The 25,345-nt window shown below is 63.9% G+C and carries 27 protein-coding genes; 15 read left to right on the forward strand and 12 right to left on the reverse strand.

Annotated features, from left to right (window positions below):
* Position 1: 1 nt before the first annotated feature.
* The 4 genes from I6F31_RS24910 to I6F31_RS24925 all read right to left on the reverse strand — a co-directional run bounded on the left by I6F31_RS24910 (position 2) and on the right by I6F31_RS24925 (position 3,865).
* Entirely contained in the window at positions 2 to 979 is a 978-nt protein-coding gene (locus I6F31_RS24910) for a HEAT repeat domain-containing protein (RefSeq protein ID WP_225186270.1), read from the reverse strand.
* Between the two features lie 2 nt (positions 980 to 981).
* Entirely contained in the window at positions 982 to 1,215 is a 234-nt protein-coding gene (locus I6F31_RS24915; protein ID WP_007593252.1) for a ferredoxin family protein, read from the reverse strand.
* 32 nt (positions 1,216 to 1,247) lie between these two features.
* The gene (locus I6F31_RS24920; RefSeq protein ID WP_225186271.1) at positions 1,248 to 2,990 is read right to left on the reverse strand and encodes a fumarate reductase/succinate dehydrogenase flavoprotein subunit; all 1,743 of its coding nucleotides are present in this window, start codon (positions 2,988 to 2,990) and stop codon (positions 1,248 to 1,250) included.
* Positions 2,991 to 3,091: 101 nt separating this feature from the next.
* Positions 3,092 to 3,865 carry a ferredoxin--NADP reductase gene (locus tag I6F31_RS24925; RefSeq protein ID WP_225186272.1) on the reverse strand — a complete coding sequence of 258 codons (774 nt, stop codon included), beginning with the start codon at positions 3,863 to 3,865 and terminating at the stop codon, positions 3,092 to 3,094.
* Positions 3,866 to 4,069: 204 nt separating this feature from the next.
* Between I6F31_RS24925 and I6F31_RS24930 the strand changes: the two genes are divergently transcribed.
* The 5 genes from I6F31_RS24930 (at position 4,070) to I6F31_RS24950 (ending at position 8,621) form a co-directional block, all read left to right on the forward strand.
* The gene (locus I6F31_RS24930) at positions 4,070 to 4,366 is read left to right on the forward strand and encodes a gamma-butyrobetaine hydroxylase-like domain-containing protein (RefSeq protein WP_225186314.1); all 297 of its coding nucleotides are present in this window, start codon (positions 4,070 to 4,072) and stop codon (positions 4,364 to 4,366) included.
* 100 nt (positions 4,367 to 4,466) lie between these two features.
* Positions 4,467 to 5,240 (forward strand): Crp/Fnr family transcriptional regulator, encoded by a 774-nt coding sequence (locus I6F31_RS24935; RefSeq protein WP_057030048.1) that lies wholly within the window; start codon positions 4,467 to 4,469, stop codon positions 5,238 to 5,240.
* Positions 5,241 to 5,422: 182 nt separating this feature from the next.
* Positions 5,423 to 6,844, forward strand: coding sequence for an ABC transporter substrate-binding protein (locus I6F31_RS24940; RefSeq protein WP_036005580.1), 1,422 nt, complete (start codon positions 5,423 to 5,425; stop codon positions 6,842 to 6,844).
* 35 nt (positions 6,845 to 6,879) lie between these two features.
* Positions 6,880 to 7,752: an ABC transporter permease gene (locus I6F31_RS24945; RefSeq protein ID WP_050995895.1), complete on the forward strand. Its 873-nt coding sequence runs from the start codon at positions 6,880 to 6,882 to the stop codon at positions 7,750 to 7,752.
* The gene (locus I6F31_RS24950; protein WP_036005639.1) at positions 7,749 to 8,621 is read left to right on the forward strand and encodes an ABC transporter ATP-binding protein; all 873 of its coding nucleotides are present in this window, start codon (positions 7,749 to 7,751) and stop codon (positions 8,619 to 8,621) included. Before I6F31_RS24945 ends, I6F31_RS24950 begins: the two co-directional genes overlap by 4 nt.
* Before the next feature lie 131 nt (positions 8,622 to 8,752).
* On the opposite strand, the gene I6F31_RS24955 is transcribed toward I6F31_RS24950, so the two are convergent.
* The 3 genes from I6F31_RS24955 to ald form a co-directional block, all read right to left on the reverse strand.
* Complete coding sequence (locus tag I6F31_RS24955; protein WP_036005585.1) at positions 8,753 to 9,811, reverse strand: putative sulfate exporter family transporter; 1,059 nt, start codon at positions 9,809 to 9,811, stop codon at positions 8,753 to 8,755.
* Positions 9,812 to 9,922: 111 nt separating this feature from the next.
* Entirely contained in the window at positions 9,923 to 10,141 is a 219-nt protein-coding gene (locus tag I6F31_RS24960) for a hypothetical protein (protein WP_027546306.1), read from the reverse strand.
* 268 nt (positions 10,142 to 10,409) lie between these two features.
* Positions 10,410 to 11,525, reverse strand: a complete 1,116-nt coding sequence (gene ald, locus I6F31_RS24965) for an alanine dehydrogenase (RefSeq protein ID WP_036005590.1) — start codon at positions 11,523 to 11,525, stop codon at positions 10,410 to 10,412.
* 143 nt (positions 11,526 to 11,668) lie between these two features.
* On the opposite strand from ald, the gene I6F31_RS24970 reads away from it, so the two are divergent.
* The 6 genes from I6F31_RS24970 (at position 11,669) to I6F31_RS24995 (ending at position 19,035) form a co-directional block, all read left to right on the forward strand.
* The gene (locus I6F31_RS24970) at positions 11,669 to 12,148 is read left to right on the forward strand and encodes an Lrp/AsnC family transcriptional regulator (protein WP_025035213.1); all 480 of its coding nucleotides are present in this window, start codon (positions 11,669 to 11,671) and stop codon (positions 12,146 to 12,148) included.
* 140 nt (positions 12,149 to 12,288) lie between these two features.
* Positions 12,289 to 12,774 (forward strand): (2Fe-2S)-binding protein, encoded by a 486-nt coding sequence (locus I6F31_RS24975; RefSeq protein ID WP_036005594.1) that lies wholly within the window; start codon positions 12,289 to 12,291, stop codon positions 12,772 to 12,774.
* Entirely contained in the window at positions 12,771 to 13,787 is a 1,017-nt protein-coding gene (locus I6F31_RS24980; RefSeq protein ID WP_036005597.1) for a xanthine dehydrogenase family protein subunit M, read from the forward strand. Before I6F31_RS24975 ends, I6F31_RS24980 begins: the two co-directional genes overlap by 4 nt.
* Before the next feature lie 7 nt (positions 13,788 to 13,794).
* Entirely contained in the window at positions 13,795 to 15,999 is a 2,205-nt protein-coding gene (locus I6F31_RS24985; RefSeq protein WP_036005600.1) for a xanthine dehydrogenase family protein molybdopterin-binding subunit, read from the forward strand.
* Between the two features lie 96 nt (positions 16,000 to 16,095).
* Positions 16,096 to 18,453: an Orn/Lys/Arg decarboxylase N-terminal domain-containing protein gene (locus tag I6F31_RS24990; RefSeq protein WP_225186273.1), complete on the forward strand. Its 2,358-nt coding sequence runs from the start codon at positions 16,096 to 16,098 to the stop codon at positions 18,451 to 18,453.
* Positions 18,454 to 18,459: 6 nt separating this feature from the next.
* Positions 18,460 to 19,035, forward strand: coding sequence for a GNAT family N-acetyltransferase (locus I6F31_RS24995; protein WP_036005603.1), 576 nt, complete (start codon positions 18,460 to 18,462; stop codon positions 19,033 to 19,035).
* 3 nt (positions 19,036 to 19,038) lie between these two features.
* Here I6F31_RS24995 and I6F31_RS25000 read toward each other — a convergent pair whose 3' ends face one another.
* Positions 19,039 to 19,251, reverse strand: coding sequence for a hypothetical protein (locus I6F31_RS25000; RefSeq protein WP_036005605.1), 213 nt, complete (start codon positions 19,249 to 19,251; stop codon positions 19,039 to 19,041).
* Positions 19,252 to 19,414: 163 nt separating this feature from the next.
* On the opposite strand from I6F31_RS25000, the gene I6F31_RS25005 reads away from it, so the two are divergent.
* A complete protein-coding gene (locus I6F31_RS25005; protein WP_036005642.1) occupies positions 19,415 to 20,356 on the forward strand; it encodes a dehydrogenase in 942 nt (313 codons plus the stop codon).
* A 37-nt stretch (positions 20,357 to 20,393) separates the two neighbouring features.
* On the opposite strand, the gene I6F31_RS25010 is transcribed toward I6F31_RS25005, so the two are convergent.
* Together I6F31_RS25010 and I6F31_RS25015 are read right to left on the reverse strand one after the other, a co-directional pair.
* Positions 20,394 to 20,834, reverse strand: coding sequence for a flagellar basal body protein (locus I6F31_RS25010; RefSeq protein ID WP_036005608.1), 441 nt, complete (start codon positions 20,832 to 20,834; stop codon positions 20,394 to 20,396).
* Positions 20,835 to 20,950: 116 nt separating this feature from the next.
* Entirely contained in the window at positions 20,951 to 22,000 is a 1,050-nt protein-coding gene (locus tag I6F31_RS25015; RefSeq protein WP_225124816.1) for a hydroxyacid dehydrogenase, read from the reverse strand.
* A 243-nt stretch (positions 22,001 to 22,243) separates the two neighbouring features.
* Between I6F31_RS25015 and I6F31_RS25020 the strand changes: the two genes are divergently transcribed.
* From I6F31_RS25020 to I6F31_RS25030, 3 genes are all read left to right on the forward strand, one after another.
* Positions 22,244 to 22,795, forward strand: a complete 552-nt coding sequence (locus I6F31_RS25020; protein WP_036005614.1) for a thiamine pyrophosphate-binding protein — start codon at positions 22,244 to 22,246, stop codon at positions 22,793 to 22,795.
* 8 nt (positions 22,796 to 22,803) lie between these two features.
* Positions 22,804 to 23,400, forward strand: coding sequence for a thiamine pyrophosphate-dependent enzyme (locus tag I6F31_RS25025; protein ID WP_225111779.1), 597 nt, complete (start codon positions 22,804 to 22,806; stop codon positions 23,398 to 23,400).
* Positions 23,401 to 23,477: 77 nt separating this feature from the next.
* Entirely contained in the window at positions 23,478 to 23,849 is a 372-nt protein-coding gene (locus I6F31_RS25030) for a VanZ family protein (RefSeq protein WP_225143999.1), read from the forward strand.
* A gap of 40 nt (positions 23,850 to 23,889) precedes the next feature.
* On the opposite strand, the gene I6F31_RS25035 is transcribed toward I6F31_RS25030, so the two are convergent.
* Complete coding sequence (locus I6F31_RS25035; RefSeq protein ID WP_225186274.1) at positions 23,890 to 24,273, reverse strand: DUF1236 domain-containing protein; 384 nt, start codon at positions 24,271 to 24,273, stop codon at positions 23,890 to 23,892.
* 112 nt (positions 24,274 to 24,385) lie between these two features.
* Positions 24,386 to 25,273: a 2-hydroxy-3-oxopropionate reductase gene (locus I6F31_RS25040; protein WP_225124817.1), complete on the reverse strand. Its 888-nt coding sequence runs from the start codon at positions 25,271 to 25,273 to the stop codon at positions 24,386 to 24,388.
* Between the last annotated feature and the right edge of the window lie 72 nt (positions 25,274 to 25,345).

Below are 25,345 nucleotides of genomic sequence, written 5' to 3' on the forward strand. Positions count from 1 at the left end.
CTTATGCCCCTGCCCGCGCCTTTCGCGCCGCAATCTGGTGCAGTGCCCAGCGCGCATTCTTGCGGACATCAGGATCAGGATCGTCGGCGATCACGGCCAGGAATGCCTCGCCGTCGGGATGGCCGATCTCGCCTAGCGCGGCCGCGGCCTCTTTGCGCAAATTCGCCTGGTCGTGATTGACGCAATTGCCGATCGGCCGCACCGCGCGTTCGATCTTCATCTTGCCAAGGCTGCGGATCGCCTTCAGCCGCACCTGCCAGAAATCATCCGCGAGGCAAGCGACGAGCTGATCAGCCGCGATTGCACCATTCACGTTCAGACCCAGCGTCTCCGCTGCCATCTCGCGGACCATCCAGTCGCCATCCTTCAGCGCGCGGGTGATGGTCTCCGCCGCCGGCTTCATCTGCGAAAAGGCCAATGCGCTCACGGCGGCGCGGCGCACATGGGCATCGGGATCGTTGATCAGCGCGGTGAGCGCCGGAATGGATTCCTCCAGCTTGAGGAAGCCGATCACGCCGATCGCCTGCACACGTACAGCCGCGTCGGGATCCTGGAGCGCTTCCAGGGCGGGCTTGAGTGTATCCCTGCGGCGCAGTTCCTTCAGCGCGCGCAGAGCGCCCATGCGGACGAAAGCGTGGGTATGCCTGACCAGCGGCAGGATAGCGTCGGCGCAGGCGGGATCCTTGAATTCAGCCATGCCATCGGCCGCAGCCGCCGCGACGATCCTCTCGGGATCGACGAGCAGCTTCACCAGCGCGCTTGCTGCCTCCGGTCCGTCGAACTCGCCGAGCGCCATCGCGACCTGCTGGCGCACACCGGCATCGGGATCGGCGACCATTTTGGCGAGATGTGCGACCGCGACGGGATCGCCGGAATGGCCGAGTGCAATGATGGCGACGCGGCGTTCGGCGGGATCGGCCGCTTGCAGCCGCTCGTCGGCGTCCTCGAGATCGTCGTAGGATTCGAACGGGCTCGACATGATCACCTCAACAGATAGGGAATGTTGACGGTAACCGCGCCGGTCGGGCAATCGGCTTCACAGGGCATGCAGTACCAGCACTCGTCATAGGCCATGTAGGCCTTGTTGGTCATGTCGCTGATGCGCAGCACGTCGAGCGGGCAGACGTCGACGCAGACGGTGCAGCCCTTGTCCGCGATGCATTTGGCGTCGTCGACGACCACCGGAACCGATGTCTGATAGGACGCGAGAGGCATGTGATGTCTCCTGTTGGCTATGTTCTGGTGGATCAGGCCGAGGCGCGAATGCGCTGCTTGTCGTAGAGGTCCTTCTCGTCGTCCGCGATCGGCACGACATAGGGCTCGACGGCGCGCTTCTCGCTGGTCATCCTGCCGTCCTGTTTGGACAGCAGCGTGTGGCAGAACCAGTTCTCGTTGTCCTTTTCCGGGAAGTCCGTCCGCCAGTGATAGAGACCCCAGCGGCTCTCTTCGCGGTAGAGCGAAGCGTGCGCGGCCATATCGGCACAGTCCATGATCGACTGCACTTCGAGCGCGCGCAGCAATTCGTGCGCGTTGCGCGCGATCATGCGCTCCTGCATATCCTCACGCGCTTCGGCGAGCCGCCGCATGCCGAGCTCATATTTGCGCGTGACCTTCGGCGGCTGGAGATAGTCGTTGACCAGGCGGCGGGTCTTGTACTCGATCTGGTTCGGCGGAATGCCGTCCTCGCGCTTGGTCGGCGCCATCACGCGGTCACGTTCCGTGGCGACGTCGGCCGCGTCGAACTCCGCGAAATCATGGTTGTCGGCGAACTCCATCGCGTCGATGCCGGCGACCGAGCCGTTGGTGAAGGCGCCGAGCATGTAATTGTGCGGGACGCTCGCCATGTCGCCGGCGGCGTAGAGGCCGGGCACGGTGGTGCGGGCATTGTCGTCGACGAACACGCCGGAGGCGCTGTGGCCGGAGCAGAAGCCGATCTCGGAGATATGCATCTCGATGGATTCGCTGCGGTAGTCGACCCCGCGCCCCTGCTGGAACAGGCCGCGCGTCGGACGCTCGACCTTGTGCAGCGTGGATTCGATCTCGGAAATGGTGTCGGGGTGGAGATGCTTGAGCTGGAGGAACACCGGACCCTTGCCGGAGAGGAGCTCGTTGTAGAACTCCAGCATCATCTGGCCGGACCAGTAATCGCATTCGATGAAGCGCGAGCCTTCGTTGTTTGCCGTATATGCGCCGAACGGGCCGGCGACATAGGCGCAGGCCGGGCCGTTATAATCCTTGATCAGCGGATTGATCTGGAAGCATTCGAGGTTCGCGAGCGCTGCGCCGGCGTGATAGGCCATGGCGTAGCCGTCGCCGGAATTGGCGGCGTTCTCGTAGGTGCCGAACATGTAGCCGGAGGTCGGCAGGCCGAGGCGACCGGCGGCGCCCATGCAGAGGATCACGGCCTTTGCCTTGATCACCAGCATCTCGGCGGTACGCGTATTGACGCTGATGGCCCCGGCAATGCGGCCGTCGGTCGACTTGAGCAGCCGCGTCGCCATGTAGCGGTTGGAAATCAGGATGCGGGCGCGGCGGAGCTGACGATACAACGCCTTCTTCACGGTCTCGCCGTTCGGCATTGGCAGCACGTAGGTGCCGATGTGGTGCACCTTCTTGACGGCGTAGTCGCCGTTCTCGTTCTTCAGGAAACGGATGCCGAAGCTGTCCAGTTCCTCGATGATCTTGTAGCAATTCTGGGCGTATTTGTAGACCGCCTTCTGATCGACGATGCCGTCATTGGCGATGGTGATTTCCTTGGTGTACTGCTCCGGCGTCGCGTAACCGGGGATGACGGCGTTGTTGAGCCCGTCCATGCCCATCGAGATTGCGCCGGAGCGCTTGACGTTCGCCTTTTCGAGCAGGACGACATTGGCCTTCGGATTCTTCAGCTTCGCTTTCAGTGCCGCCATCGGGCCGGCTGTGCCGCCGCCGATCACCAGCACATCGCAGGAAACCTCCGAAAGTCCGTCGACGATCTGATCTAGTGCCATCGCTTGCTCCTGGTTCGCCGATCCCGGCGCCTTTGCGTCAGATTTGTTCAGGGGGCGTCGCCGCGATAGCAATTAGTTGTCGCTGGGACGCGATTTGTGGCTCAGCGCTCGACGAAGGCTTTTTCGATGACGAAATGGCCGGGCTGGCTATGGTTGCCCTCGACAAAGCCGCGCGCCGCGAACATCGCGCGGAGTTCCTCGAGCATCGCCGGGCTGCCGCACAGCATGATGCGGTCCGTTTCGATCTCGAGGCTCGCTTGTCCGATATCCTCGAAGAGCTGGTTCGAGGCGATCAGGTCGGTGATGCGGCCGCGATTCCGGAACGGCTCGCGGGTGACGGTCGGGTAGTAGACGAGCTTGTCGCGGATCAAGGGGCCGAAGAATTCGTGATTGCGCAGGTCCTCGACGAGGTGCTCGCCATAGGCGAGTTCCGAGACCTGGCGGCAGCCATGGGCGAGCACGATGGTCTCGTAATTCTCATAGACGTCGGGGTCCTTGATCAGGCTGGCGAAGGGCGCTAGGCCCGTTCCGGTTGAAAGCAGCAGCAGGCGTTTTCCCGGAATGAGGTTGCCGGTGATCAGCGTGCCCGTCGCCTTGCGACCCACCAGGATGATGTCGCCTTCCCTGATCTTCTGAAGGCGCGAGGTCAGCGGGCCGTCCTGCACCTTGATCGAGAAGAATTCGAGCGCCTCCTCGTGATTGGCACTGGCCATGCTGTAGGCCCGCATCAACGGCTTGCCCTCGACCTCCAGTCCAATCATTGCGAACTGGCCGTTCTGGAAGCGGAAGCCGGGATCGCGCGTCGCGGTGAAGCTGAACAGGGAATCGGTCCAGTGCCTGACCGACAGAACCGTTTCCTTCTGAAATGCACTCATCGTCTCTCCTTGTCGTCGATGACGCGCAAGGTTTCGGAGAGAGGAGAGTCCGGCAATTCGGAAGTGAAGTTCCCGGTCGATTAGTTTCACATTTAGCGTGGGTTGCTCGAAGAGCGGGCTCGCGATCCCGCCCGCACCGGCAATTAGTTGCTATTCGTGCGTTCCCGCCTCGACGTAGAATGAAGTCAGAGGTTCGTCATGACGATGACATTGGTGGCACCGACCGCGGCCGGCTACGAAGCCAGCGCCGATCTCGCTTCGCTCCTGGTCCGCACCGCGCAGGGCGGCGCGCTCAGCGTTTCCGCCGAAACACTCCGCCTCTCCTGCAAATGCGCCCATTGCACCCGCGCCCGCTTCGACGGCCGCTTCCCCAAAGCGTTTCCGGGGATTGCGATTACTGACATCGGCGATCTCGGCTATGGGCTGAACATTTCGTTTTCGGATGGGCACAACCGGGGGATTTATCCGAAGCCGTATCTGCTGAACTTGGCGGGGCGGTGACCCGGTATTCGGTGTCATTTCCCCGCGCGAGGCGTCTGCCCCCATCTGGCACGGACATTGCTCCTCTTTAGAACGATTTGAAACGTTCGGGAGGCAGGCGATGTTGCAGGCAGCGAATGCGGTTCGCGGGGCTGTTCCCCCAGCAGTCAGGCCTGCCAGCAGTTCCTCGCTGCTGCTCACCGAGAACCAGCAATGGATCGGCGGTCCACCCCCGTTGATGGACAAGCTCTCACCGCGCGAGCGGGAGTTGGTGCTGAAGCAGGGCCGCCGCAAGGTGCTCAATCGCGGCCAAACGCTGTTCAGCCAGGGCGGCAAGCATGACGGCATCTGGCTGATCGAGAGCGGCCGCATCCGTGTCTTCTACACCTCGCCACTCGGACGCGAGATCACGCTGGCCTATTGGCATGTTGGCAATTTCGTCGGCGGTCCCGAAGTGTTCGAAGGCACCGTGCATCAATGGTCCGGCGTTGCCTCCAGTAATTGCAGCGTCGTGCACCTGCCCGGAAAGGAACTGCGGTCCCTTGCCGCAGAGATCCCGAACCTCGCGATTGGCCTGATCGAAGGCCTGACGTTCAAAGGCAAATGCTATTCGGCGCTGGCCCAGATGCTTGGGACGCGCTCGATCACGCAGCGTCTCGCCCATCTCTTGCTGCATCTCGTCGAGCTTTACGGCGTCGCGGATGCCGACGGCACCGTGATCGCTGCGGCCTTCACCCACGCCGACATCGCCCACATGGTCGGCGCCACCAGACAATGGGTCACGATCAGCCTGAAGCGGATGCAGGAGAAGGGAATCGTGCTGACCAAACGGTCGCAGATCGTGGTCTGCCGGACCGACATTCTGGAGGAGATGCGCGGCCAGGCGGCGGATTGAAGGGGGCCCGCGACCATGGCCGGTGCACAGGCAAGCGGCTTTATAGTGCAGGACTGCCCAAGGAGTATGCAATCAGCTTTTCCCGGCAACTAATCGACTGCGGCGGCCACTCCGGATTTGCCCTGCCTGCGCCCTCCCCCAATCATGGCACCCACAGCACATCCAACCGAATGAGGATGAGAATGGCCCGCCATCTTCCCACGCTCTCGATCGCGATGTCGGTGACGTCGCTGGCGCTGCTCGTCGCGCAGCCGGCTTCTGCGGAAACCGTCAAGCTCGGCATCGGAACGCAGGATACCACGACCAACACGGTCACCGCAGGCGTCGTCATCCGCCAATTGCAACTGCTTGAGAAGTACCTGCCGAAGGACGGCAAATACGCCAACATCAAGTTCGAGCTCGAATGGCAGAACTTCACCTCCGGTCCGCCCGTCACCAACGCGATGATGGCGAACAAGCTGCAGATCGGGATGATGGGCGACTATCCGCTCATCGTGAACGGATTCACCTTCGAGAGCAATCCGGAGAGCAAGAGCCGCCTCGTCGGCATCGCCGCCTACAGCCTGTCCGGCTCGGGCAACGGCCTCGTCGTCCACAAGGACTCACCCTATTACGACCTCGCCGATCTCAAGGGTAAGCTCGTCAGCGTGCCTTTCGGCTCCGCCGCGCACGGCATGGTGCTGAAAGCGATGCAGGATCGCGGCTATGCGTCCGATTTCTTCCAGCTCGTCAGCCAGAGCCCGGAGGTCGGCTCGACCAATCTGCAGGAGAAGAAGATCGACGGGCACGCCGATTTCGTCCCCTTCGCCGAGCTGTTGCCGTTCCGCGGCTTCGCGCGGAAGATCTTCGACGGCGTCGAAACGAACTTGCCGACCTTCCACGGCATCGTGGTTCGCACCGACTTCGCCGAAAAATATCCCGAGGTCGTCGTCGCCTATTTCAAGGCGCTAATCGCCGCCAATCAGTGGCTGCGCGCGGATCCCAAGCTGGCCGCCGAGAAGATCCAGGAATGGACCGGCATCAACAAGGAGGTCGTCTACATCTTCTTAGGGCCCAGCGGCAATATGACGACCGATCCGACTATCAAGCCGGCGCTGATCGATGCGGCCACGACCGACGTCAAGGTGCTGCAGAATCTCGGCCGCATGAAGGAGTTCGATCCGAAAAAATGGGTCGACGACAAATACATCCGCAAGGCCTATGCTGAAATGAAGCTCGACTACGACGCCCAGCTCGCGAGCACCAACAACTATGAGATCTCGGGCGAGGACAGCTTCTGCAAGAAGCCCATCACCGATCCGCGCAAGGCGGGCGAAGTTTGGGTCGACGGTGCCGGCATCATGCCCTTCTCGTCCGCCAGCTGCACGCTCGGCGCCTATGCCGACTACAAGGCCAAGGGCAAGAAGATCGACGTCGCCTACGTCTTCGACACCACGCGCGGCATCAAGCTGTTCGCCGATCAGGCCTTCTTCGCGGTCGGCAATAGCGAGGTCGCCCCGTTCCTGCTGAAGAAGGACGCCGAAGCCTACGCTGCCAAGATCAGCGGCAAGGTGCTCGGCTTCGATGAAGCGATGAAGGCCGCCGTCGGCGGAGGCAAGACGTGAGCAGCCCCGCCCTCGTCAGACAGCCCGAGGACAGCATGCCGGCAACAGCACTTGCTGAGGCGGGCTCCGCGCCCGCCGCCATCATCCGGCCTTCGACGCCGCCTTCCTTCGCCACACTGGGGTTGCGCTGGTACCGGCTCAATCGGGCAGGTCTGCGCGCGGCGGCAATCGGCGTGATTTCGCTGCTCGCCTTTCTGCTGGTCTGGCATCTGCTCACGACCTATCGGGTCGTGTTCTTCGTGCGCTTCACCAACGTGCCCTCGCCGCTCGCGGTCTATGACAGCTTCATAAAGGCGATTCACGATCCTAAATTCCTGATGCACATCCTGCTCAGTTGCCGGCGCATCTTCATCGGATTCTCGCTCGCGGCGATCGTCGGCGTGCCGCTCGGCCTGATCATGGGGCGCTTCAAGCTGGTGCATGAGGTGATTTTCCCGGTCGCCGAAGTGCTGCGGCCGATCCCGGCAATCGCCTGGGTGCCGATGGCGATCATGCTGTGGCCGACCAACGAGCAGAGCATCGTCTACATCACCTTCCTCGGTTCGTTCTTCCCGATTCTCGTCAACACCCTGCACGGCATGTCGCTGGTCGACCCCGTGCTGGTACGCGCCGCACAATGTCTCGGCGCGCGCGAACGCTCGATCTTTCGGGAGGTCTATTTCCCAGCCTCGCTGCCGCACATCTTCACCGGCCTCACCGTCGGCATGGGCGTCGCCTGGGTGTCGCTGATCGCGGCCGAGATGATCTCCGGTCAGTACGGCATCGGTTACTTCACCTGGGAAGCTTATTCGCTGGTCCAATATGCCGACATCGCGCTCGGCATGATCGCGATCGGGGTGCTCGGCCTCGGATCGAGCCTGCTGATCCGGGGCGCGGGGCAATTGGTGATGCCGTGGAGATCGACATGAGCGAGGTGCTAGCGAACAGCCCAAAAGGCCACATCGAAGTCAAGAACTTCTCCCTCGCCTACGAGACCATCGAGGGCGCGGTGCAGGCTGTCACCGACACGCAGATCCATGTGCGGCCCGGCGAGTTCGTGTCGATCGTCGGCCCGTCCGGCTGCGGAAAGTCGACGCTGCTCAATGCGGTCGCAGGCTTCCTCAAGCCGACGACCGGTGTAGTTACCGTCGACGGCGAGCGGGTAAACGGTCCGAGCGCCGAACGCGGCATGGTGTTTCAGCAATATTCTCTTTTTCCGTGGAAAACCGTGCGCGAGAACGTCGAGTTCGGCCTGAAGATGCGCGGCATGCCGCGCTCGCAGCGCGAACGCGCCGCGCGCACGCTGTTGGGGCTTGCGGGACTCGAAGCGTTCGAAAAGCATTATCCGGAAAAGCTCTCCGGCGGCATGAAGCAGCGCGTCGGCATCGTCCGCGCGCTCGCGACGGGACCGAAAGTGCTGTTGCTGGACGAGCCCTTCGGCGCGCTCGACGCGCAGACGCGCGTCATCATGCAGCAGATCCTCACCAATATGTGGCAGCGGCTGAAGATCTCGGTGCTGTTTGTCACCCACGACATTGACGAAGCCATCTTCCTGTCCGACCGCGTCTATTGCATGACCGCGCGGCCGGGCTCGATCAAGGCGGAGATCCCGATCCCGCTGGAGCGGCCGCGGCAGCAATCGATGATGATGTCGTCGGAATTCTTGGCGCTCCGCCGCGGGCTGATGTCGCTGATCCGCGAAGAGAGCCTGAAGGCGATGGGCGGCGAGATCAACGACTTGGGCATGCAGGGGCTGAACATCGAGCTGCACGGCCACTCGCTCGCGGACGTGATTTAGCTTACCGCTCGCAGCAATGACGGTCTCGTAGGGTGGGCAAAGCGAAAGCGTGCCCACGGTTCTCCGTCTCTTAAGAACGGTCGGCACGGCGCTTGCGCCCCTTTGCCCACCCTACTGCAGCTTTGCCCTGATCACTTGAACCAGTGCACCAGCGCGATGCTGATCCCCAGCAGCAGCAGCAGCGACAGCGTCACGGCCGCCGTCACCCGGCCGCCGACATTGGCGAGCACGCGCACGTCGACGCCAAGGCCGAGGGCGGCCATCGAGACCACCGTGAGAAAGCTCGTGATCGTCGTCACGGGGCCAACCACCGTCGCCGGCACGATCTCCAGCGAGCGCAGGGTCGCAAGCGCAAGGAAGCCGAGGATGAACCAGGGGACCAGGCGGAAGAAGCCGACGCTGGTTTTCTTGGCATCGCTCTGCCAGCGCGAAGCGACCAGCGACAGGCCGACGACGACCGGGCCGAGCATCAGGACACGCATCAGCTTCACCAGCGTGCCGATCTGGGTTGAGACGAGACCTGCCGGCACCGTCGCGGCGAGCACCTGCGGCACTGCGTAAACGGTGAGCCCGGCGAGAATGCCGTACTGCGTTGCGGACAATTGCAGCAGCGGGATCAGCAGCGGCAGGCCCAGCACCATCATCACGCCAAGGATCGCCGTAAAGGAGATCGAGGATGCAATCTCGTCGTTGCTGGCGCCGATGATGGGCGCCACTGCGGCGATGGCGGAATTGCCGCAGATCGAGTTGCCGCAGGCGATCAGGATCGACAGGCGCGTCGACAGGCCGAGTAGCCGGCTGAGGCCGAAGGAGACGCAGAGCGCGACCACGACGACCGCGGCGATGGAGGCGAGCAGCGCAATGCCGGAAGCCGCGATCGCGGCAAAGCTGATGGAGGCCCCGAGCAGCATCACCGCGACTTCCAGCAGTTGCTTGGCGCTGAAGGCGATGCCGGCCTGCCACCGCGGGGCCGGCTTCCAGAAGCTGCGCACCGCCATGCCGAGCAGAATCGCCATGACCAGCGCCTCGACATAGGGGTGCTCGAACATGCCCAGTTCGGCCCGCTCGAGCAGGGCCGACACACCGGCCACGAGAACGCAGAGGAGGATGCCCGGAATCAGCGCCGCAATACGGCCCGCGGCGGTGACCGGCTTGGAATCGGCCGGGCTGGATGCTTGATTCTGCGACACAAATCTCTCCCGAAGGAGAAAGATTTATACGCACCACGACCCGATTGGGAAATATGTTTTCGACATATCAGGGCCGAGAGAAGTTCTGTCCTCGGACCGGAATAAACGGCCTCAGAAGATCAGGTTCTTGGCCAGCGAGGCGACGCGGCTGAAACCGTCATAGATGCCGGGCTCGAAGAAGGCTGCACGGGCCAGCACGATGCCCGCGACCAGCGACCAGAACAGGGTGGTGCCGGCCCGCAGCAGGAGCTTCGAGGCGCGCGACTTCGGCTGTGTGTCCGTTGCGGACACCAGTTGCTCGCCGAAGGGCTCAAATCCAGTGCGTTCCATGGCTGCCGATCCACCAATTTCTGGCGGAAATGTCGTCGTTTCGGCTGCAAACAGCAATGGAAGCGATTGGCGTTTTTGCGCTCGGAAGGGGAAACTCCTTCCTCCTGACAGGACCGCGGCAATAGTTTTCTTCTTTCCGCCTATTTGGACACCGCCGCTCCGGTCACAACGCCTTCACCGCGTCGGGATTCCCCGAGGGCTCGGGAGCACGGCGGCAGCGCCATCTTCCAGTCGGTTGATGGCGCCGCACCGACGATGGCCCATCTCGCTACGCCGCCAGTCCGCTCTCTACTGGCGCAAACTCCAGCCCCAGACTCTCCGCTACCGCCTTGTTCGTCACCCGGCCGCGATGCACGTTGAGCCCGTTGCGCAGATGCGGATTCTCCAAGATGGCCGCAAATCCCTTGTTGGCGAGCATCAGGCCGAACGGCAGCGTGGCGTTGTTCAGGGCTTGGCTCGAGGTCACCGGCACGGCTCCCGGCATGTTGGCGACGCAATAGTGAACGACGCCGTCGACCTCGTAGGTCGGCTCCGCGTGGGTGGTCGGGTGCGAGGTCTCAAAGCAGCCGCCCTGGTCGATCGCGACGTCGACCAGCACGGCTCCCGGCCGCATCGATTTCAGCATCGCACGGGTGACGAGCTTCGGCGCGCTGGCGCCAGGCACCAGCACTGCACCGATCACGACGTCGGCGGCGAACACCTCGTCCTCGACCGCCTCGATGGTGGAGAAACGGGTGCGTACGCGTCCAACAAACAGATCGTCCAGTTCGCGCAGGCGCGGGATCGAGCGGTCGATCACGGTGACTTCGGCACCTAAGCCGGCGGCCATGCGTGCCGCCTGCGTTCCGACCACGCCGCCGCCGAGCACGACGACGCGTGCCGGCTGCACGCCGGGCACGCCGCCGAGCAGCAGGCCGCGGCCGCCGCTGGAACGCTTGAGCGCGGCGCCGGCGGCCTCGATGGCGAGGCGGCCGGCGACTTCGCTCATCGGGGCGAGCAGCGGGAGGTGACCGCTCGCGTCCGTGACGGTTTCATAGGCGATTGCGGTGCAGCCGGAAGCAAGCAGGCCCTTGGCCTGGTCGGGATCCGGCGCAAGATGAAGGTAAGTAAAAAGGATCTGGCCTTCGCGAAGCTGAGCCCATTCGCTCTTCTGCGGCTCCTTCACCTTCACGATCATGTCGGACTTTGCAAAGATCTCGCGAGCGGTCTCGGCAATGGACGCCCCTGCCCGCCGGTACACCTCGTCGGACGCACCGATGCCGCTGCCGGCGCCGCTCTCGACCGTCACCTGGTGCCCGGCGGCAACGTATTCGCGGACCGCACCTGGGGTGAGCCCGACCCGATATTCCTGCACCTTGATCTCCTTCGGGACTCCGACGCGCATCTTGATCTCCCTCGCCAATGCTTTGATTCCATTGTTGATCGTAGCGAGAGGGTCGGTTTGGTTTCGTGCAAATATCCGCTACCTTGGCAGCGCCCGCGCCGGTTTCCGGCGCGAAATGGTCCTTTGACGCTGGAAACGAAACCTTGGCCCTCGACCGGAAAGACCTCGCCATCCTCGCGGAACTCACGACCAATGCGCGAGCCAGCCACACCGAGCTTGCCAACAAGATCGGCTTGTCGAGCACGGCGCTGGCGCGGCGGCAGAAGGCGCTGGAGGATGACGGCTACATCCAGGCCTACCAGGCCGCGCTCGACCTGGCCCAGTTCGGCCTCACCACCACGGTGCTGGTTCGCATCGCGCTGGAGAGCCAGAGCGACGAGGCACTGAAGGCGTTCGAGGCAGAGGTGACGAAATGCCCCTCTGTCGTGCGCTGCTTCCTGATGTCGGGGACGGACGACTACATCCTGATCGTGCTCGCCCGCGACATCCAGGATTTCGAGCGCATCCATCGCACCGAGCTGTCCCGCCTGCCCCGCGTCGCGCGGGTGCAATCGAGCTTCGCGCTGCGCGAGATCGTCAACCGCGCGGTGCCGACCGTGGTGTTCGGCGAGACCAAGCGCTGATCTCGTAAATCCAATCGGGAGAACCGATTGGGAACCAAGCAACTCGTCATCCGTTGGGCGCTATCGGCCAGCGGCGGCAACGCAGTCTCGCGTCATTTGCACAATTTGCCCGGCTCGGCCTTTCCGCAGGGAAATAGAACATGGCCGATATTACGATGCCCGAACGCATTCCGATCAACCTCGTCGTCAATGGCGAAAGCCGCGCGCTCGAGGTCATGCCATGGACCACGCTTCTGGATGCGCTGCGTGACCGTCTGCAGCTGACCGGCACCAAGAAAGGCTGCGATCACGGCCAATGCGGTGCCTGTACCGTGCTGATCGACGGAAGACGGGTCAATTCCTGCCTGACCCTGGCCGTCATGAGGGATGGCGCCGAGATCACGACCATCGAAGGCTTGGCCAGGGACGGCGCGCTGCATCCCCTGCAACAGGCCTTCATCGACCACGACGCCTTTCAGTGCGGTTATTGCACGCCGGGACAGATTTGCTCTGCCGCGGGCCTGTTGGCCGAAGGCCGTGCGCGCGATGCGGATGAGATCCGGGAGCTGATGAGCGGAAACCTCTGTCGCTGCGGTGCCTACCCCAACATCGTGGCTGCGATCGAGCAGGCAATGAGCCGGTCATGAACAACTTCCAATATTCCCGCGCAAGCGATGTTGCCGACGCCATCCGCCTGCTCGCCGCCGATCCCGGTGCGAAGTTGATCGCCGGCGGCACCAACCTGATCGATCTGATGAAGGAGAACGTCGAACGGCCCTCCCGGCTGATCGACATCTCCCGCCTGCCGCTCCGCGACGTCGAGGAGACGGCGGACGGCGGTCTGCGCATCGGCGCCTTGGTGCCGAATTCGGACCTCGCCTACCACCCGTTGATCGAGCAGCGCTATCCCCTGCTTGCCAGCGCCATCCTGGCCGGCGCCTCCGCGCAGCTGCGCAACATGGCCTCGGTCGGCGGCAATCTGATGCAACGTACGCGCTGCCCCTACTTCTATGACACCACGACACCCTGCAACAAGCGAAGCCCCGGCACGGGCTGCTCGGCCCTCGATGGCCTCAACCGCAACCATGCCATCCTCGGCACCAGCAACTCCTGCATCGCGACCAATCCATCCGACATGAGCGTGGCGCTGGCCGCGCTCGGCGCGCTCGTGCATATCGCACGCCCCTCGGGGCAGCGCACCATCGCGCTGACGGATTTCCATCGGCTTCCCGAGGACAAGCCTCATCTCGATACCAATCTCGGCAGCGGCGAGATCATTATCGCCATCGAGCTGCCGCCGCACGGCTTTGCCCGGAACTACAGCTATCTGAAGATCCGCGACCGGCTGTCCTACGCCTTTGCTCTGGTCTCGGTCGCGGCCGCGGTCGACCTGGAGGGCAACGCGATCAGCGAAGCGCGCCTTGCGCTCGGTGGCGTGGCCCACAAGCCCTGGCGAAGCCTCGAGGCCGAAGCCGCATTGCGCGGTCAGGCGGCAACACCGGATCATTTCGGGCGCGCCGCCGACCTGCTGCTGCAGGGAGCGACGGCACGCTCCCACAACGGGTTCAAGATCGACTTGGCGCGCCGAGCCGTCGTGCGTGCGCTGATGCAGGCCGCAAGCGCCACGCCGCAATCACAAGCTCACAAGAAGATCGCATGAGGACCCGATGAACGCCTATGTCGGAACACCAACGTCGCGCGTCGACGGCCGCGCCAAGGTCACCGGGGCCGCCAAATATGCCGGCGAATTCGCAGCAGACGGTCTCCTTCACGGCTTCGTCGTCGAGGCCAGCATCGCGCGTGGGCGCATCGCTCGTCTCGACACCAGCGAGGCGCTGAAGGTGAAGGGCGTGGTCGACGTGCTCACGCATGAACATCGGCCGCCCCTCGCCGACAAGGACGAAGCCTGGAAGGATGAGGTGGCGCCGGAGAAGGGCTCGCCGTTCCGGCCGCTCTATGATGAGAGGGTCAAGTTCAACGGCCAGCCGATCGCACTGGTCGTCGCGGAGGACTGGGAGATCGCCAAGTTCGCCGCAACCCGCGTTCGCGTCGAATATGAGCAGGAGGCGTTTTCGACCGATCTTGAATCCGAACGCGGCAAGGCCGAAAAAGTGGATCAACCGCACAAGCCGCGTGGTGATGCCGCAGCAGCCCTGACGCGCGCGGCCGTGCGCCACGAGGCGGATTACGTCATTCCGACCGAGCACCACAACCCCATGGAGCTCTTCGCGACGACAGCCGTCTGGAACGGCAGTGGCGGGCTCACGGTCTACGACAAGACGCAGGGCGTCCAGAACGTCCAGAAGTTTCTCTGCAGTGTTTTCGGCAAGAAACCGGACGACATCCGCGTGATCTCGCCCTATGTCGGCGGCGCCTTCGGCTCGGGCCTGCGGCCGCAGCACCAGGTGGTGCTGGCAACCCTTGCCGCGCTCGCACTGAAGCAGTCCGTCCGCGTCGTGCTGACGCGGCAACAGATGTATGGCCTCGGCTATCGTCCCATGACCATCGAGCGCGTTGCGCTCGGTGCAAAGCCGGACGGCACGCTCGATGCGATCACCCACGAAGCCGTTGCCGTGACCTCACGTTATGAGGATTTTTCGCGCAACGATACGGGCTGGGCCGAGCAGCTTTACAAGAGTCCCCACAGCAACTTTTCGCATAAGCTGGTCGAACTCGACGTTTCGACGCCCTGCGACATGCGCGCGCCGGGTGCGGCAACGGGCGTCTGCGCGCTCGAATGCGCCATGGACGAACTGGCCGTCGCGCTGAAGCTCGATCCGGTCGAGCTGCGCCTGAGGTGCTACTCGGATCGCGACCAGAGCCAAGGCCTGCCTTACACCAGCAAGCAGCTGCGCGAGTGCTACGCCCGCGGCGCCGAAGCGTTCGGCTGGAGCCGGCGTAATCCGGCGCCGCGTTCCATGCGAGACGGCAAGGAACTGGTCGGCTCGGGCATGGCGACCGGGGTGTGGGAGGCGCTGCAGATGCCGGTCGCCGTCCGCATCGTGCTGACGGCCAACGGCCATGCCGAGGTCTCCTGCGCCGCGTCCGATATCGGCACCGGCACGTACACCATCGTGGCGCAGGTCGCGGCCGATGCCCTCGGGCTGCCGATCGAGAATATCAGCGTCCGGCTCGCCGATTCGACCTTGCCGCAAGCCCCCGTCGAGGGCGGCTCCTGGATGGCGGCATCAAGCGCGCATGCGGTCTTGGGAGCGGCCGAAGAAATTCGCTGGGAACTCGCACGTCTTGCCAAGGCCATGCCCGGCACACCGCTCGCTGACCTCGACGCCGCCGACGTCACCCTGACTGACGGCATGATCGCCAGCAGCGACGGTCGCGGGGCCGCTGTCTCGATTGCGGATGTCATGCGCCACAGCAAGCTCGAGCGGATCGAAAAGGAGAAGCTCAACCAATTCGCGGAGGATAAATCGCATGCCCGCAACACACATTCGGCGGTCTTCGCGGAGGTGAAGATCGACGAGGAGCTGGGAATTATCCGCGTCACCCGGATCGTGAATGCGGTCGCGGCCGGGCGCATCCTGAACACCAAGACCGGCCGCAGCCAGATCATGGGCGGGGTGGTCTGGGGTATTGGAATGGCGCTGCACGAGGAAACGGTGATGGATCACCGCTTCGGCCGCATCATGAACGCGAACATTGCCGAATACCACATTCCCGTGAACGCCGACGTCCACGACATTGACGTCATTTTCGTCGACGAGCCCGACGACCGCATCAACCGGTTGGGAATCAAGGGGCTCGGCGAGATCGGCATCGTCGGCGTCCCGGCCGCAATTGCGAACGCCGTCTATCATGCCACCGGCAAGCGCATCCGGCGCTTCCCGATCACACTGGACAAGCTGCTGGAGTGAAGCGTCAGGCTAACCTTGCCGCAGCACTCGGGCATGTCATCCAGATGTCATCGAATGTGCAGAGAGCTGTATCTTCCTGCACATTCGGGACCTGCCATGGACTATTTCAAGCGCTTCAACTTCCTGTTCGCCGCCCCTGTGTTCGATGCCGACGATCTCGAAGGCGTCCGCTTCAACCAGATCATCGAGGACATCCAGCGCTCCGGCTTCGAGGTGGTCCGGGCCCGCAAGCTGGAGGATGCCGAGATGGCGGTGCAGACCGATGCCGCGATCGGCTGCATGGTGGTGGACTGGGGCAAGAAGGGCCTGGAAGGCAAGACCTCGGCGCTGATCAATCTGATGCGCCGCCGAGGCCTCGACTTCCCGATCATCCTGCTGATCCGTCGCAAGCGGTTCGAGGATTTGCCGGTCGAGGTGCTCGATTTCATCGACGGCTATGTCTTCCTGTCTGAGGAGACGCCAACCTTCATCGCCAAGAACCTGATCAGCCGGCTGAAGCAATATGCTGAGACGCTGAAGACGCCGTTCTTCGGCGCGCTGGTCGACTATGCCGAGGAAGGCAACCAGCTCTGGACCTGCCCGGGCCACAATGGCGGCGTGTTCTACAACCGCAGCCCGATCGGGCGCGTGTTCGTCGAGCATCTCGGCGAATCCGTGTTCCGCGACGACCTTGACAATTCCGTGCTCGACCTCGGCGACCTCCTCACCCATGAGGGCCCGGCGCTGAGGGCGCAGAAGGAAGCGGCGGCGATCTTCGGTGCGGAAAAGACCTATTTCGTGCTCAATGGCACCTCGACCTCGAACAAGGTCGCGCTGGGCGCCCTCGTCACCGACGGCGATCTCGTGCTGTTCGACCGCAACAACCACAAGGCCGCCCATCACGGCGCGCTGATGATCAATGGCGGCATCCCGGTCTATGTGCCGACCGTTCGCAACGCCTGGGGACTGATCGGCCCGATGCGCTGGGACCGGCTCGAAGAGAAGAGCTTGCGCGAGGCGATCCGCAACCATCCCCTGGTGAACGATCGCGACGCTTGGCGCAAGGAGCGGCCGTTCCGTGTCGCCGTGGTCGAGCAGTGCACATATGACGGCTCGATCCACAGCGCCGAGATGATCATCAAGCGTATCGGCCATCTCTGCGACTACATCCTGTTCGACGAGGCTTGGGCCGGCTTCATGAAATTCCACCCCCTTTATGCCGGCCGCTTCGCCATGGGGCTGGTAAATCTCTCGCCCGACGCCCCCGGCATCATCGCGACGCAGTCGACCCACAAGCAGCTGGCAAGCTTCTCGCAGGCCTCGCAGATCCACATCAAGGACCGCCATATCCGCGGCCAGAAGCGTCGCGTCGAGCACCGCCGCTTCAACGAGAGCTTCATGCAGCACGCCTCGACCTCGCCGTTCTACCCGCTGTTCGCCTCGCTCGACGTCGGCGCACAGATGATGAAGGGCCGCTCCGGCGAAGTGCTGTGGGACGACACGATCCGGCTCGGCATCGAGCTGCGCAAGAAGATCCGCGCGATGCGCCAGGAGTTCGAGGAGAAGGAGCAGAACCCGGATCGCCGCTGGTTCTTCGAGCCCTTCGTTCCCGATCGCGTCGCCATTGCCGATGTCAGCCGTCCCGGCGCGGCGCATAACGTCGCCTGGGAGACTCTCTCGACCGACGAGCTCGCCACCAACCCCGCGCTGTGGCAGCTCTCCCCGGATACCAACTGGCACGGCTTTCCCGATCTCGCGGAAGGCTTTGCCATGACCGATCCGAACAAGCTGACGCTGCTCACGCCCGGGTTCGATCGTGCGACGGGAGCTTATGCCGAGCACGGCATTCCCGCGCCGGTCGTCGCGCAATATCTGCGCGAGAACCGCATCGTCCCCGAGAAGAACGACCTCAACTCCCTGCTCTTCCTGCTCACGCCCGGCGTCGAGGCGAGCAAGGCGGGCACGCTGATCTCCGGCCTCGTCGCGTTCAAGCGACTGCACGACGACAATGCGCTGCTCGCCGACGTCATCCCCGAATTCTATCAGAGGCGGCAGGCGCGCTACGCCGGTGCACGGCTGCGTGACCTCTGCGGCGAGATGCACCGTTTCTTCCGCACCGCCGATGTCAGCGCGCTCCAGGCGCGGCAGTTCATGCCCGAGCATATGCCCGAGATCGCGATGTCGCCCCGCGATGCCGCGCGCTATCTGTTCAAGAACGACGTCGACTACCTCCCGATCGAGGCGATCGCCGGCCGAATCGCGACCACGCCGTTCGTGGTCTACCCGCCCGGCATCGCCACCATCGTGCCAGGCGAGCGGCTGACGGAACGAGCCAAGCCCATGATCGATTATCTCAAGATGTTCGAGACCTGCTTCAACACATTTCCGGGCTTCGACGTCGAGATCCAGGGCGTCTACAAGGAGGTCGATGCGAATGGGCGCATCGGGCTCTACACTTATGTCGTGACCGAGTAGGTGCCGATGAACGAAGCAGCTGCGCGCGTGGGCGATGAACCCGTCCTGGTTCGGCCATCACGTGAGAGCGACATCGAGGCGATGCTGGCGATCTACCGCCATCACGTCCGCAACGGCGTGCCGCGCGATGTCGAAGGTACCGGTGCGCCAGAGCCGGACGATCTGCGCGACCGGCGCAAGAACCTGAAGCAGACCCGCCTGCCGCATCTGGTGGCGACCTGGCGCGGCGAGGTCGTCGGCTATGCCTATGCCGTGCTGTTCCGCAAAAGGCCGGCCTATCGATACACCGCCAAGCACTCGATCTACGTCCATCACGCCCATCTCGGCCGCGGGGTCGGACGGCTGTTGCTGCAGGAATTGATCGACGCCTGCGCTGCGGCCGGCTTCCGCCAGATGATCGGCTATATCGATGCCGATAACGCGCCCTCGCTGAAGCTGCACGAGCGGTTCGGCTTCGCGCGCGCCGGCCTGCTCAGCGGCGTTGCCTACCGCCACGGCCGCTGGTCCGACACCGTCATGGTGCAACGCTCGCTCGGCGCGGGGACGACGACGCCCCCGCCCGTCACGGCACCCGGGCGCTAGTCGCTACGACGGGAAGTCGGCGGGTCTGACATGGATGCGGTCGGCATGCAGTGACCAGTGATGCAACGCCTGGTCCTTGCAGAACCTCGCTTTCGCCCGTTCCCTGGCCTCGTCCTCGTCGGCGGCGTCGATCTCGAGCGTGCCCTGGCAGACCTCGCATTGCCGGCCGTATTCGCCGAGCACGTCCTTCATGAACCTGACGACATAAGTTGACATGGGACCTCCCTGCCTGCCCGCCGGCACTCTAGTCCCATTTAGGCCGGACGGGGAAAGGAGATTTTGACGCGGATCAAGGCTTGTCCATCCCGGCGGAAGATTCGTTGCGGAACCTGCCGCGCGGGTTTATGGGCAAATGCCGGTCGCCAATGAGGAACTTGCCTTGCACTTTGTCTCCGATACCGAAGTCACGAAGGCTCTGACCTTTCCGATCCTGATTGCGGCCCTCGAAGAAGCGCATCGCCGGCCGAAGATGGAGGTGCTGGACGCCTTCCTTGGAGACGAGAGGGGGCAATACGTCATCCGCAGCGCCGTCGATTCCGGCCGATACATGGCCAGCAAGATGTTCACCAGCTTTCCGGCCAATCTGGCCGAAGGCAGGATGCCGGCGGTGCAGGCCGTGTGCGTGCTGTTCGACGGCACCAACGGCCGGCCGCTGGCGGCGATGGACGGGACCGAGATCACGCATTGGCGCACCGCAGCCGACTCCGCGTTGGCCACGAAACTGCTCGCCCCGCCCAATCCCGAGACGCTGCTCTGCGTCGGGGCCGGCGAGATGTCCGAATGGCTGATCCGGGGTCATCGCACCGTGCGGCCGTCACTGGAGCGCGTGCTGATCTGGAATCGCAGCCCGGACCGGGGCGTGGATCTCGCTCAGCGCTTGGCGAAGGCCGGCATCAAGGCGGAAGCAATCACGGATCTCGACGCCGCGACGCGCGAGGCCGATGTCATTACCACCTGCACCCGCGCGCATCAGCCGCTGATCAAGGGCCGCAATCTGCGGCCGGGCACGCATCTGGACCTCGTCGGCGGCTACACACCGCAAACCCGGGAGGCTGATGACGAGGCGGCCAAGCGCTCCCGCGTCTTCGTGGACCGGCGGGAATCCGCCTTCCATGGCGTCGGCGACATCCTGCAGCCGGTCGCGAGCGGCGCGATCAGCGAGGCGGACGTCCTCGGCGACCTCTACGACCTCGTCGGCGGCCTTGTGCAGGGGCGAACGTCACCGTCCGACATCACGTTCTTCAAGAACGCGGGCGGCGGCCATCTCGACCTCATGACCTGCGAGGCCGTGTTCCAGCAGCTCGGCGCAAAGCTGGGGTAGTGGCCCAGGCTGGCGAGACACGGCCGACGTCCAGTCCTCACGCCTTGATGTCGAGGAGCGTGTCTTGCGTCTCGGCGTAGGCCTGAATGACCTTCGCATTGGCAACGAAGCTGTATTTTGCGGTCACCAGCTGAGCGAATTCGCTAGCAAGATCGACATTCGGCGCTGCCACCAGGCCGTCCTGGTTTGCGAAGGGAGCGCTCGGGTCGGATTGCGCGGTATAGCTCGGCGATACCGTCGATACGGTCGCAACCGTACCGCCCGGCGTCGAACCGCTCGACTGGGAGACCTGATCGACCCGCAAGGGCACGTAGGCTGCAGGAAACGTTGGAGCAATGCCCGCACCGGCCGATGCGCTCGACCCGCCTGACGCGGGTAGTGGGCCGGTCGTGCTGATGTTGGCGATATTGCTCGCCGCCACGTTCACGCGCAAACTCGCCGCAGAAAGTCCGGATGTCGCAATCGAAAGTATGCTCATGCTCCCTGATCTACAGGAGAGGTCATACGCGTTCATTCACGCCATCAGTAAAATCCACCGCTCTCCGTTTTCATCCTGATAACCAAGGATCGGCGCGCAACTGGGCTTCGCGCACCCTACCCCGGCGTCACGCCAAAAGCCTGCTTGAAGCGCTCGGCATAGCGCGGCCAGGCTTCGGGATTGATGATGCGCGGCGGGCGCTTGCCGTCGAGCACATCCAGCACCTGCTCGGCGGCGATCCGGCCCATGTTCTGGCGCGCCTCGATGGTGACGCCTGCCGTGTGCGGGCTCGCCAGCACGTTGTCGAACTGGAGCAGCGGATGCTCCGGCGGCGGCGGCTCCTTGGACCAGACGTCGAGGCCGGCACCGGCGATGCGCTTGTCGCGCAGCGCCTGCAGCAGCGCGTCCTCGTCGTGAATGAAGCCGCGTGCGGTGGTGATGAAATAGGCATGCGGCTGCATCAGCGCGAATTCGCGTGTGCTGATCAAGTTGCGGCTGCCCTTGTTGAGCGGGCATGAGATCGAGACGAAATCGGCGCGGCGCAACAGCTCGTCGAGCTCGACCTTCTCCCCGCCCCGCTCGGCCATCACCTCAGCCGACAAATACGGATCGTAGGCAAGCACTGTCATGCCGAGCAGGCCCTTGCACAAGGCGGCGATGCGCCGGCCGACATTACCGAGGCCGATGATGCCGACGGTCTTGCCTTCGACCTCGTTGCCGACGAGATCGTTGCGGTTCACGTCGCGCTCGCGGCGCAGCCGGCGATCCGACTGGATGATGCGCTTGGACAGCGTCAGCATCATCGCCAGCGCGTGCTCGGCGACCGAATGGGCGTTGCCGCCGGACTGGTTGACGACTACGACGCCTGCCTCCGTGCAGGCCTCGACGTCGACGGGATCGAAGCCGGCACCGTTGCTGGAGACCAGCAGCAAATTCGGCGTCCGCTTCAGGAAGGCGGCATCGACATGGAAATGCGGGGCGAGCTCATCGCGGGCGGCGCCGACCTGGTAGACGTGGGCAGCGCCGAGGAGCGGGCCATAAACATCCTCAGGGCTTCCATTTTCGATGCGATCGACCCGCACGTCGGACCGCGCCTTCAGGATGTCGATATAGATCGGATTGGCCAAATAATTGGAGTAGACGACGCGCTTGTTGTTGACGGACATCAGGACCCTTCCGGCTCGTTCGCGGGAGATCCGCACGGTCAGCGCGATGCGCGCCCTCCTATGCCCCCTCCCGTGTTCTGGTTGTCGCCGCTTATGCCATGGCGGTGCCGGCCACGGCAGGCCTGCTGGCGCAGATCAAGGTGACGGCGCGGACATGTTGACAATCCCGCTGCCCGCGTCAAGTTCGGCAGACCGCCGCGACGGCAAGAACCAAGAAGCATGCGCGGCCCCAGGGAGAGCGCGATGGCGATTGCGGAACAGCAGCCGCAGGGGAGCAGCGACGGAAGCTGGCACGGCATCGTCCTGCAAACCTTGAAGCGGAACGAGATCAACCTGATCCCTTACGTGCCGGACCGCGTGCTGACGCCGCTGATCAAGAACCTGCACGCCGATCCCTTCTTCACCACTTTCGCGACCGCCCGTGAGGAAGAGGCCGTCGGCATCGTCGCCGGCGCCTGGATGGGCGGTCGGCGCGGCGCGGTGCTGATGCAGACCTCCGGCTTTGCGACGCTCGCAAACGTGCTGGCCTCGCTCGCAGTGCCCTACCAGATTCCGCTGATCATGCTCGTCTCTGAGCGCGGCACGCTCGGCGAATTCAACTACGGCCAGTCCCTGGTCTGCCGCACCATGCGACCGGTGCTGGATTCGCTGGCGCTGGAGCATCACACCATCACCCGGCTCGACGAGCTCGAATTCATCGCCGACCGCTCGATCAAGCAGGCCGTCACCACGCAGGCGCCGGTGGCGTTGATCCTCAACCCGCTGCTGACGGGCGGCAAGGTCTTCGACAAGTGAGGCCGACGGTGAACACTGGCAACACCAAGGTGATGAACCGCTTCGACGTCACCTCGCGGCTGATCGCGAAGCTGAAGCACGAGGAAGCCGTGATCGGCGGCATCGGCAACACCAATTTCGATCTGTGGGCCGCCGGCCACCGCCCGCAGAACTTCTACATGCTGGGCAGCATGGGACTCGCCTTTCCGATCGCGCTCGGCGTGGCGCTGGCGCAGCCCGACCGCCGCGTCTTCGCGCTCGAAGGCGACGGCTCGCTCCTGATGCAGCTCGGTGCGCTCTCGACGATTGCAGCCTTGAAGCCGAAGAACCTCACGATGATCGTGATGGACAACGGCATCTACCAAATCACCGGGGCGCAGCCGACGCCGGCAGCGAACGTTGCCGACATCGTCGCCATTGCCATTGGCTCTGGTCTTGCGAGCAGCGCCTGGGCCGCGGACGAGGAAGATTTCGAGCGGTTGGTCGACGACGCCATGGCCGCTTCCGAGCCGAGCCTGATCGCGGTCAGGATCGACGACAAGCCCGGCGTGGGCACCACCCGGCGCGACCCCGTGCAGATCCGGGAACGGTTCATGCATGGCCTCGGCGTGCGCGATCCGCTTTAACATTTTTGTCATTAACTACACGGCGATCTGATACGAGCCTCGCGACAACCCGACCAAATTCGTGCTAAGCGACCCGGATGTTCATTCGTACCTTTGCCTGGCTGCTCGCCGCTGCCGTTACGTTCGCCACCCTCGGTCCTCCCGGCCTTCGCCCCCATTCCGACCTCGGTCAGGACGGCGAACATGCGCTTGCCTTCGTCATGGTGGGATTGGCCTTCGGCCTCGCCTATCCACGCCGGCGCCTACTGAGCGCAGCGGCCGCGGTCGTCCTGATCGGCGTTCTCGAGCTGATGCAATTTTGGGCACCCGGCCGTCACGCGCGGCTGGTGGATTTTTTGGTCGATGCTGCCACCGCGTGCCTCGGCTTTGCACTCGCCGCCGCCGTAGACCGGCTACTCTCGCGCTTTCGCACCAGCTCCGCCATGACAAGCGAAGGCCCCGCGGAGTGATGCTCCGCAGGGCCCTGCTCAGCACAAAGAATTGCGTCGATCAGTCGATGATCTTGACCACGCGGCGTGTGCGCGGCTCGACGATCACACGGCGATCGTTCACGACCGCATAGCGATATTCGTTGTAGTTCGGCACGGGCCGCAGCACCACGGTCGGAGGCAGGGGCTCGCCGACCACGACGCGCTCCTGGACCACGACGGAGTCGCTGCGAGGAATTCCGCCGAGGACCGCATTCGGAATTTCGAGACCGGCGCCGACGGCTGCACCCACGGTGCCGCCAACCATTGCACCGATCGGGCCGCCGATGTCGCCACCTGCACGCGCGCCGTCCCTGGCGCCCTGTTCGGTCGTCGACTGAGCAAAGGCTGCGCTCGACGCCAGCAGCGACGCTGCAGCCAACGTAATCGCAAGACGGGTTTTCATGGTGTTCTGTCTCCAGTGATTGTCCTGCGCCTTCAACCCGCGGGGCCGGAGCATTGTTCCGGTTCCCCTGCGACGAAAGATGGATCACTGGACAGTGTTACCGCGTAACAGTTCAGGCCCTGGCGATCTCATGCCCCGCCATCAGTTCCAGCGCCCGCACCATGGCGGAGTGATCCCAGGCCTTGCCGCCATGTGCGGTGCAGGACGAGAACAATTGCTGCGCCACCGCCGTGCTCGGCAGCGACAGGCCGAGTGCACGCGCACCTTCGAGCGCGAGATTGAGATCCTTCTGGTGCAGCTCGATGCGGAAGCCAGGATCGAAATTGCGCTTCACCATGCGCTCGCCATGCACCTCCAGAATTCGCGAGGACGCGAAGCCGCCCATCAGCGCCTTGCGCACCAGCGCGGGATTCGCACCGGCCTTGGATGCGAACAACAGGGCCTCGCTCACGGCTTCGATGGTGAGCGCGACGATGATCTGGTTGGCAACCTTTGTCGTCTGCCCGTCGCCGTTGGCGCCGACATGCGTGACGTTCTTGCCCATCTTGTCGAAGATTGGCTTCATGGTGCCAAAAGCCCGCTCGGGCCCGCCGACCATGATGGTGAGGCTCGCCGCCTTGGCGCCGACCTCCCCGCCCGACACCGGCGCATCGAGATAATCAGCGCCGAGCGCCTCGATCTTTTTTGCAAACTCCTTCGTCGCCAGCGGCGAGATCGAGCTCATGTCGACGACGATCTTGCCCTTGGAGATGCCGCTGGCGACACCCTCCTTGCCGAACAGCACGGCCTCCACATGCGGCGTATCCGGCACCATGATGATGACCGCGTCCGCCTGCTCCGCGACCTTGCTGGCGGATGTGCAGGCGATGCCGCCCGCGGACATCAGCTCTGGCGCGATCGGCGCAACGTCATGCAGGAGAACGCGATGGCCCGCGGCCAGGAGATGGCCGGCCATCGGCCGTCCCATGGTGCCAAGTCCGATGAAGCCGATGTTGGTCATGTTTGATTTCTCACAGTTGAAGTAGCAAAATTCATCCGCGCACTCGGTGCACCTCTCCCGCTAGCGGGAGAG

Source organism: Bradyrhizobium sp. NBAIM01 (assembly GCF_020194115.1).
Taxonomy (GTDB): Bacteria; Pseudomonadota; Alphaproteobacteria; order Rhizobiales; family Xanthobacteraceae; genus Bradyrhizobium; species Bradyrhizobium yuanmingense.

Excerpts from the sequence above, each read along its gene's own strand:
- I6F31_RS24910 (WP_225186270.1), bottom strand. The coding sequence starts at position 979 with ATGTCGAGCCCGTTCGAATCCTACGACGATCTCGAGGACGCCGACGAG.
- I6F31_RS24915 (WP_007593252.1), bottom strand. The coding sequence starts at position 1,215 with ATGCCTCTCGCGTCCTATCAGACATCGGTTCCGGTGGTCGTCGACGAC.
- I6F31_RS24920 (WP_225186271.1), bottom strand. The coding sequence starts at position 2,990 with ATGGCACTAGATCAGATCGTCGACGGACTTTCGGAGGTTTCCTGCGAT.
- I6F31_RS24925 (WP_225186272.1), bottom strand. The coding sequence starts at position 3,865 with ATGAGTGCATTTCAGAAGGAAACGGTTCTGTCGGTCAGGCACTGGACC.
- I6F31_RS24930 (WP_225186314.1), top strand. The coding sequence starts at position 4,070 with ATGACATTGGTGGCACCGACCGCGGCCGGCTACGAAGCCAGCGCCGAT.
- I6F31_RS24935 (WP_057030048.1), top strand. The coding sequence starts at position 4,467 with ATGTTGCAGGCAGCGAATGCGGTTCGCGGGGCTGTTCCCCCAGCAGTC.
- I6F31_RS24940 (WP_036005580.1), top strand. The coding sequence starts at position 5,423 with ATGGCCCGCCATCTTCCCACGCTCTCGATCGCGATGTCGGTGACGTCG.
- I6F31_RS24945 (WP_050995895.1), top strand. The coding sequence starts at position 6,880 with ATGCCGGCAACAGCACTTGCTGAGGCGGGCTCCGCGCCCGCCGCCATC.
- I6F31_RS24950 (WP_036005639.1), top strand. The coding sequence starts at position 7,749 with ATGAGCGAGGTGCTAGCGAACAGCCCAAAAGGCCACATCGAAGTCAAG.
- I6F31_RS24960 (WP_027546306.1), bottom strand. The coding sequence starts at position 10,141 with ATGGAACGCACTGGATTTGAGCCCTTCGGCGAGCAACTGGTGTCCGCA.
- ald (WP_036005590.1), bottom strand. The coding sequence starts at position 11,525 with ATGCGCGTCGGAGTCCCGAAGGAGATCAAGGTGCAGGAATATCGGGTC.
- I6F31_RS24975 (WP_036005594.1), top strand. The coding sequence starts at position 12,289 with ATGGCCGATATTACGATGCCCGAACGCATTCCGATCAACCTCGTCGTC.
- I6F31_RS24980 (WP_036005597.1), top strand. The coding sequence starts at position 12,771 with ATGAACAACTTCCAATATTCCCGCGCAAGCGATGTTGCCGACGCCATC.
- I6F31_RS24985 (WP_036005600.1), top strand. The coding sequence starts at position 13,795 with ATGAACGCCTATGTCGGAACACCAACGTCGCGCGTCGACGGCCGCGCC.
- I6F31_RS24990 (WP_225186273.1), top strand. The coding sequence starts at position 16,096 with ATGGACTATTTCAAGCGCTTCAACTTCCTGTTCGCCGCCCCTGTGTTC.
- I6F31_RS24995 (WP_036005603.1), top strand. The coding sequence starts at position 18,460 with ATGAACGAAGCAGCTGCGCGCGTGGGCGATGAACCCGTCCTGGTTCGG.
- I6F31_RS25000 (WP_036005605.1), bottom strand. The coding sequence starts at position 19,251 with ATGTCAACTTATGTCGTCAGGTTCATGAAGGACGTGCTCGGCGAATAC.
- I6F31_RS25010 (WP_036005608.1), bottom strand. The coding sequence starts at position 20,834 with ATGAGCATACTTTCGATTGCGACATCCGGACTTTCTGCGGCGAGTTTG.
- I6F31_RS25015 (WP_225124816.1), bottom strand. The coding sequence starts at position 22,000 with ATGTCCGTCAACAACAAGCGCGTCGTCTACTCCAATTATTTGGCCAAT.
- I6F31_RS25020 (WP_036005614.1), top strand. The coding sequence starts at position 22,244 with ATGGCGATTGCGGAACAGCAGCCGCAGGGGAGCAGCGACGGAAGCTGG.
- I6F31_RS25030 (WP_225143999.1), top strand. The coding sequence starts at position 23,478 with ATGTTCATTCGTACCTTTGCCTGGCTGCTCGCCGCTGCCGTTACGTTC.
- I6F31_RS25035 (WP_225186274.1), bottom strand. The coding sequence starts at position 24,273 with ATGAAAACCCGTCTTGCGATTACGTTGGCTGCAGCGTCGCTGCTGGCG.
- I6F31_RS25040 (WP_225124817.1), bottom strand. The coding sequence starts at position 25,273 with ATGACCAACATCGGCTTCATCGGACTTGGCACCATGGGACGGCCGATG.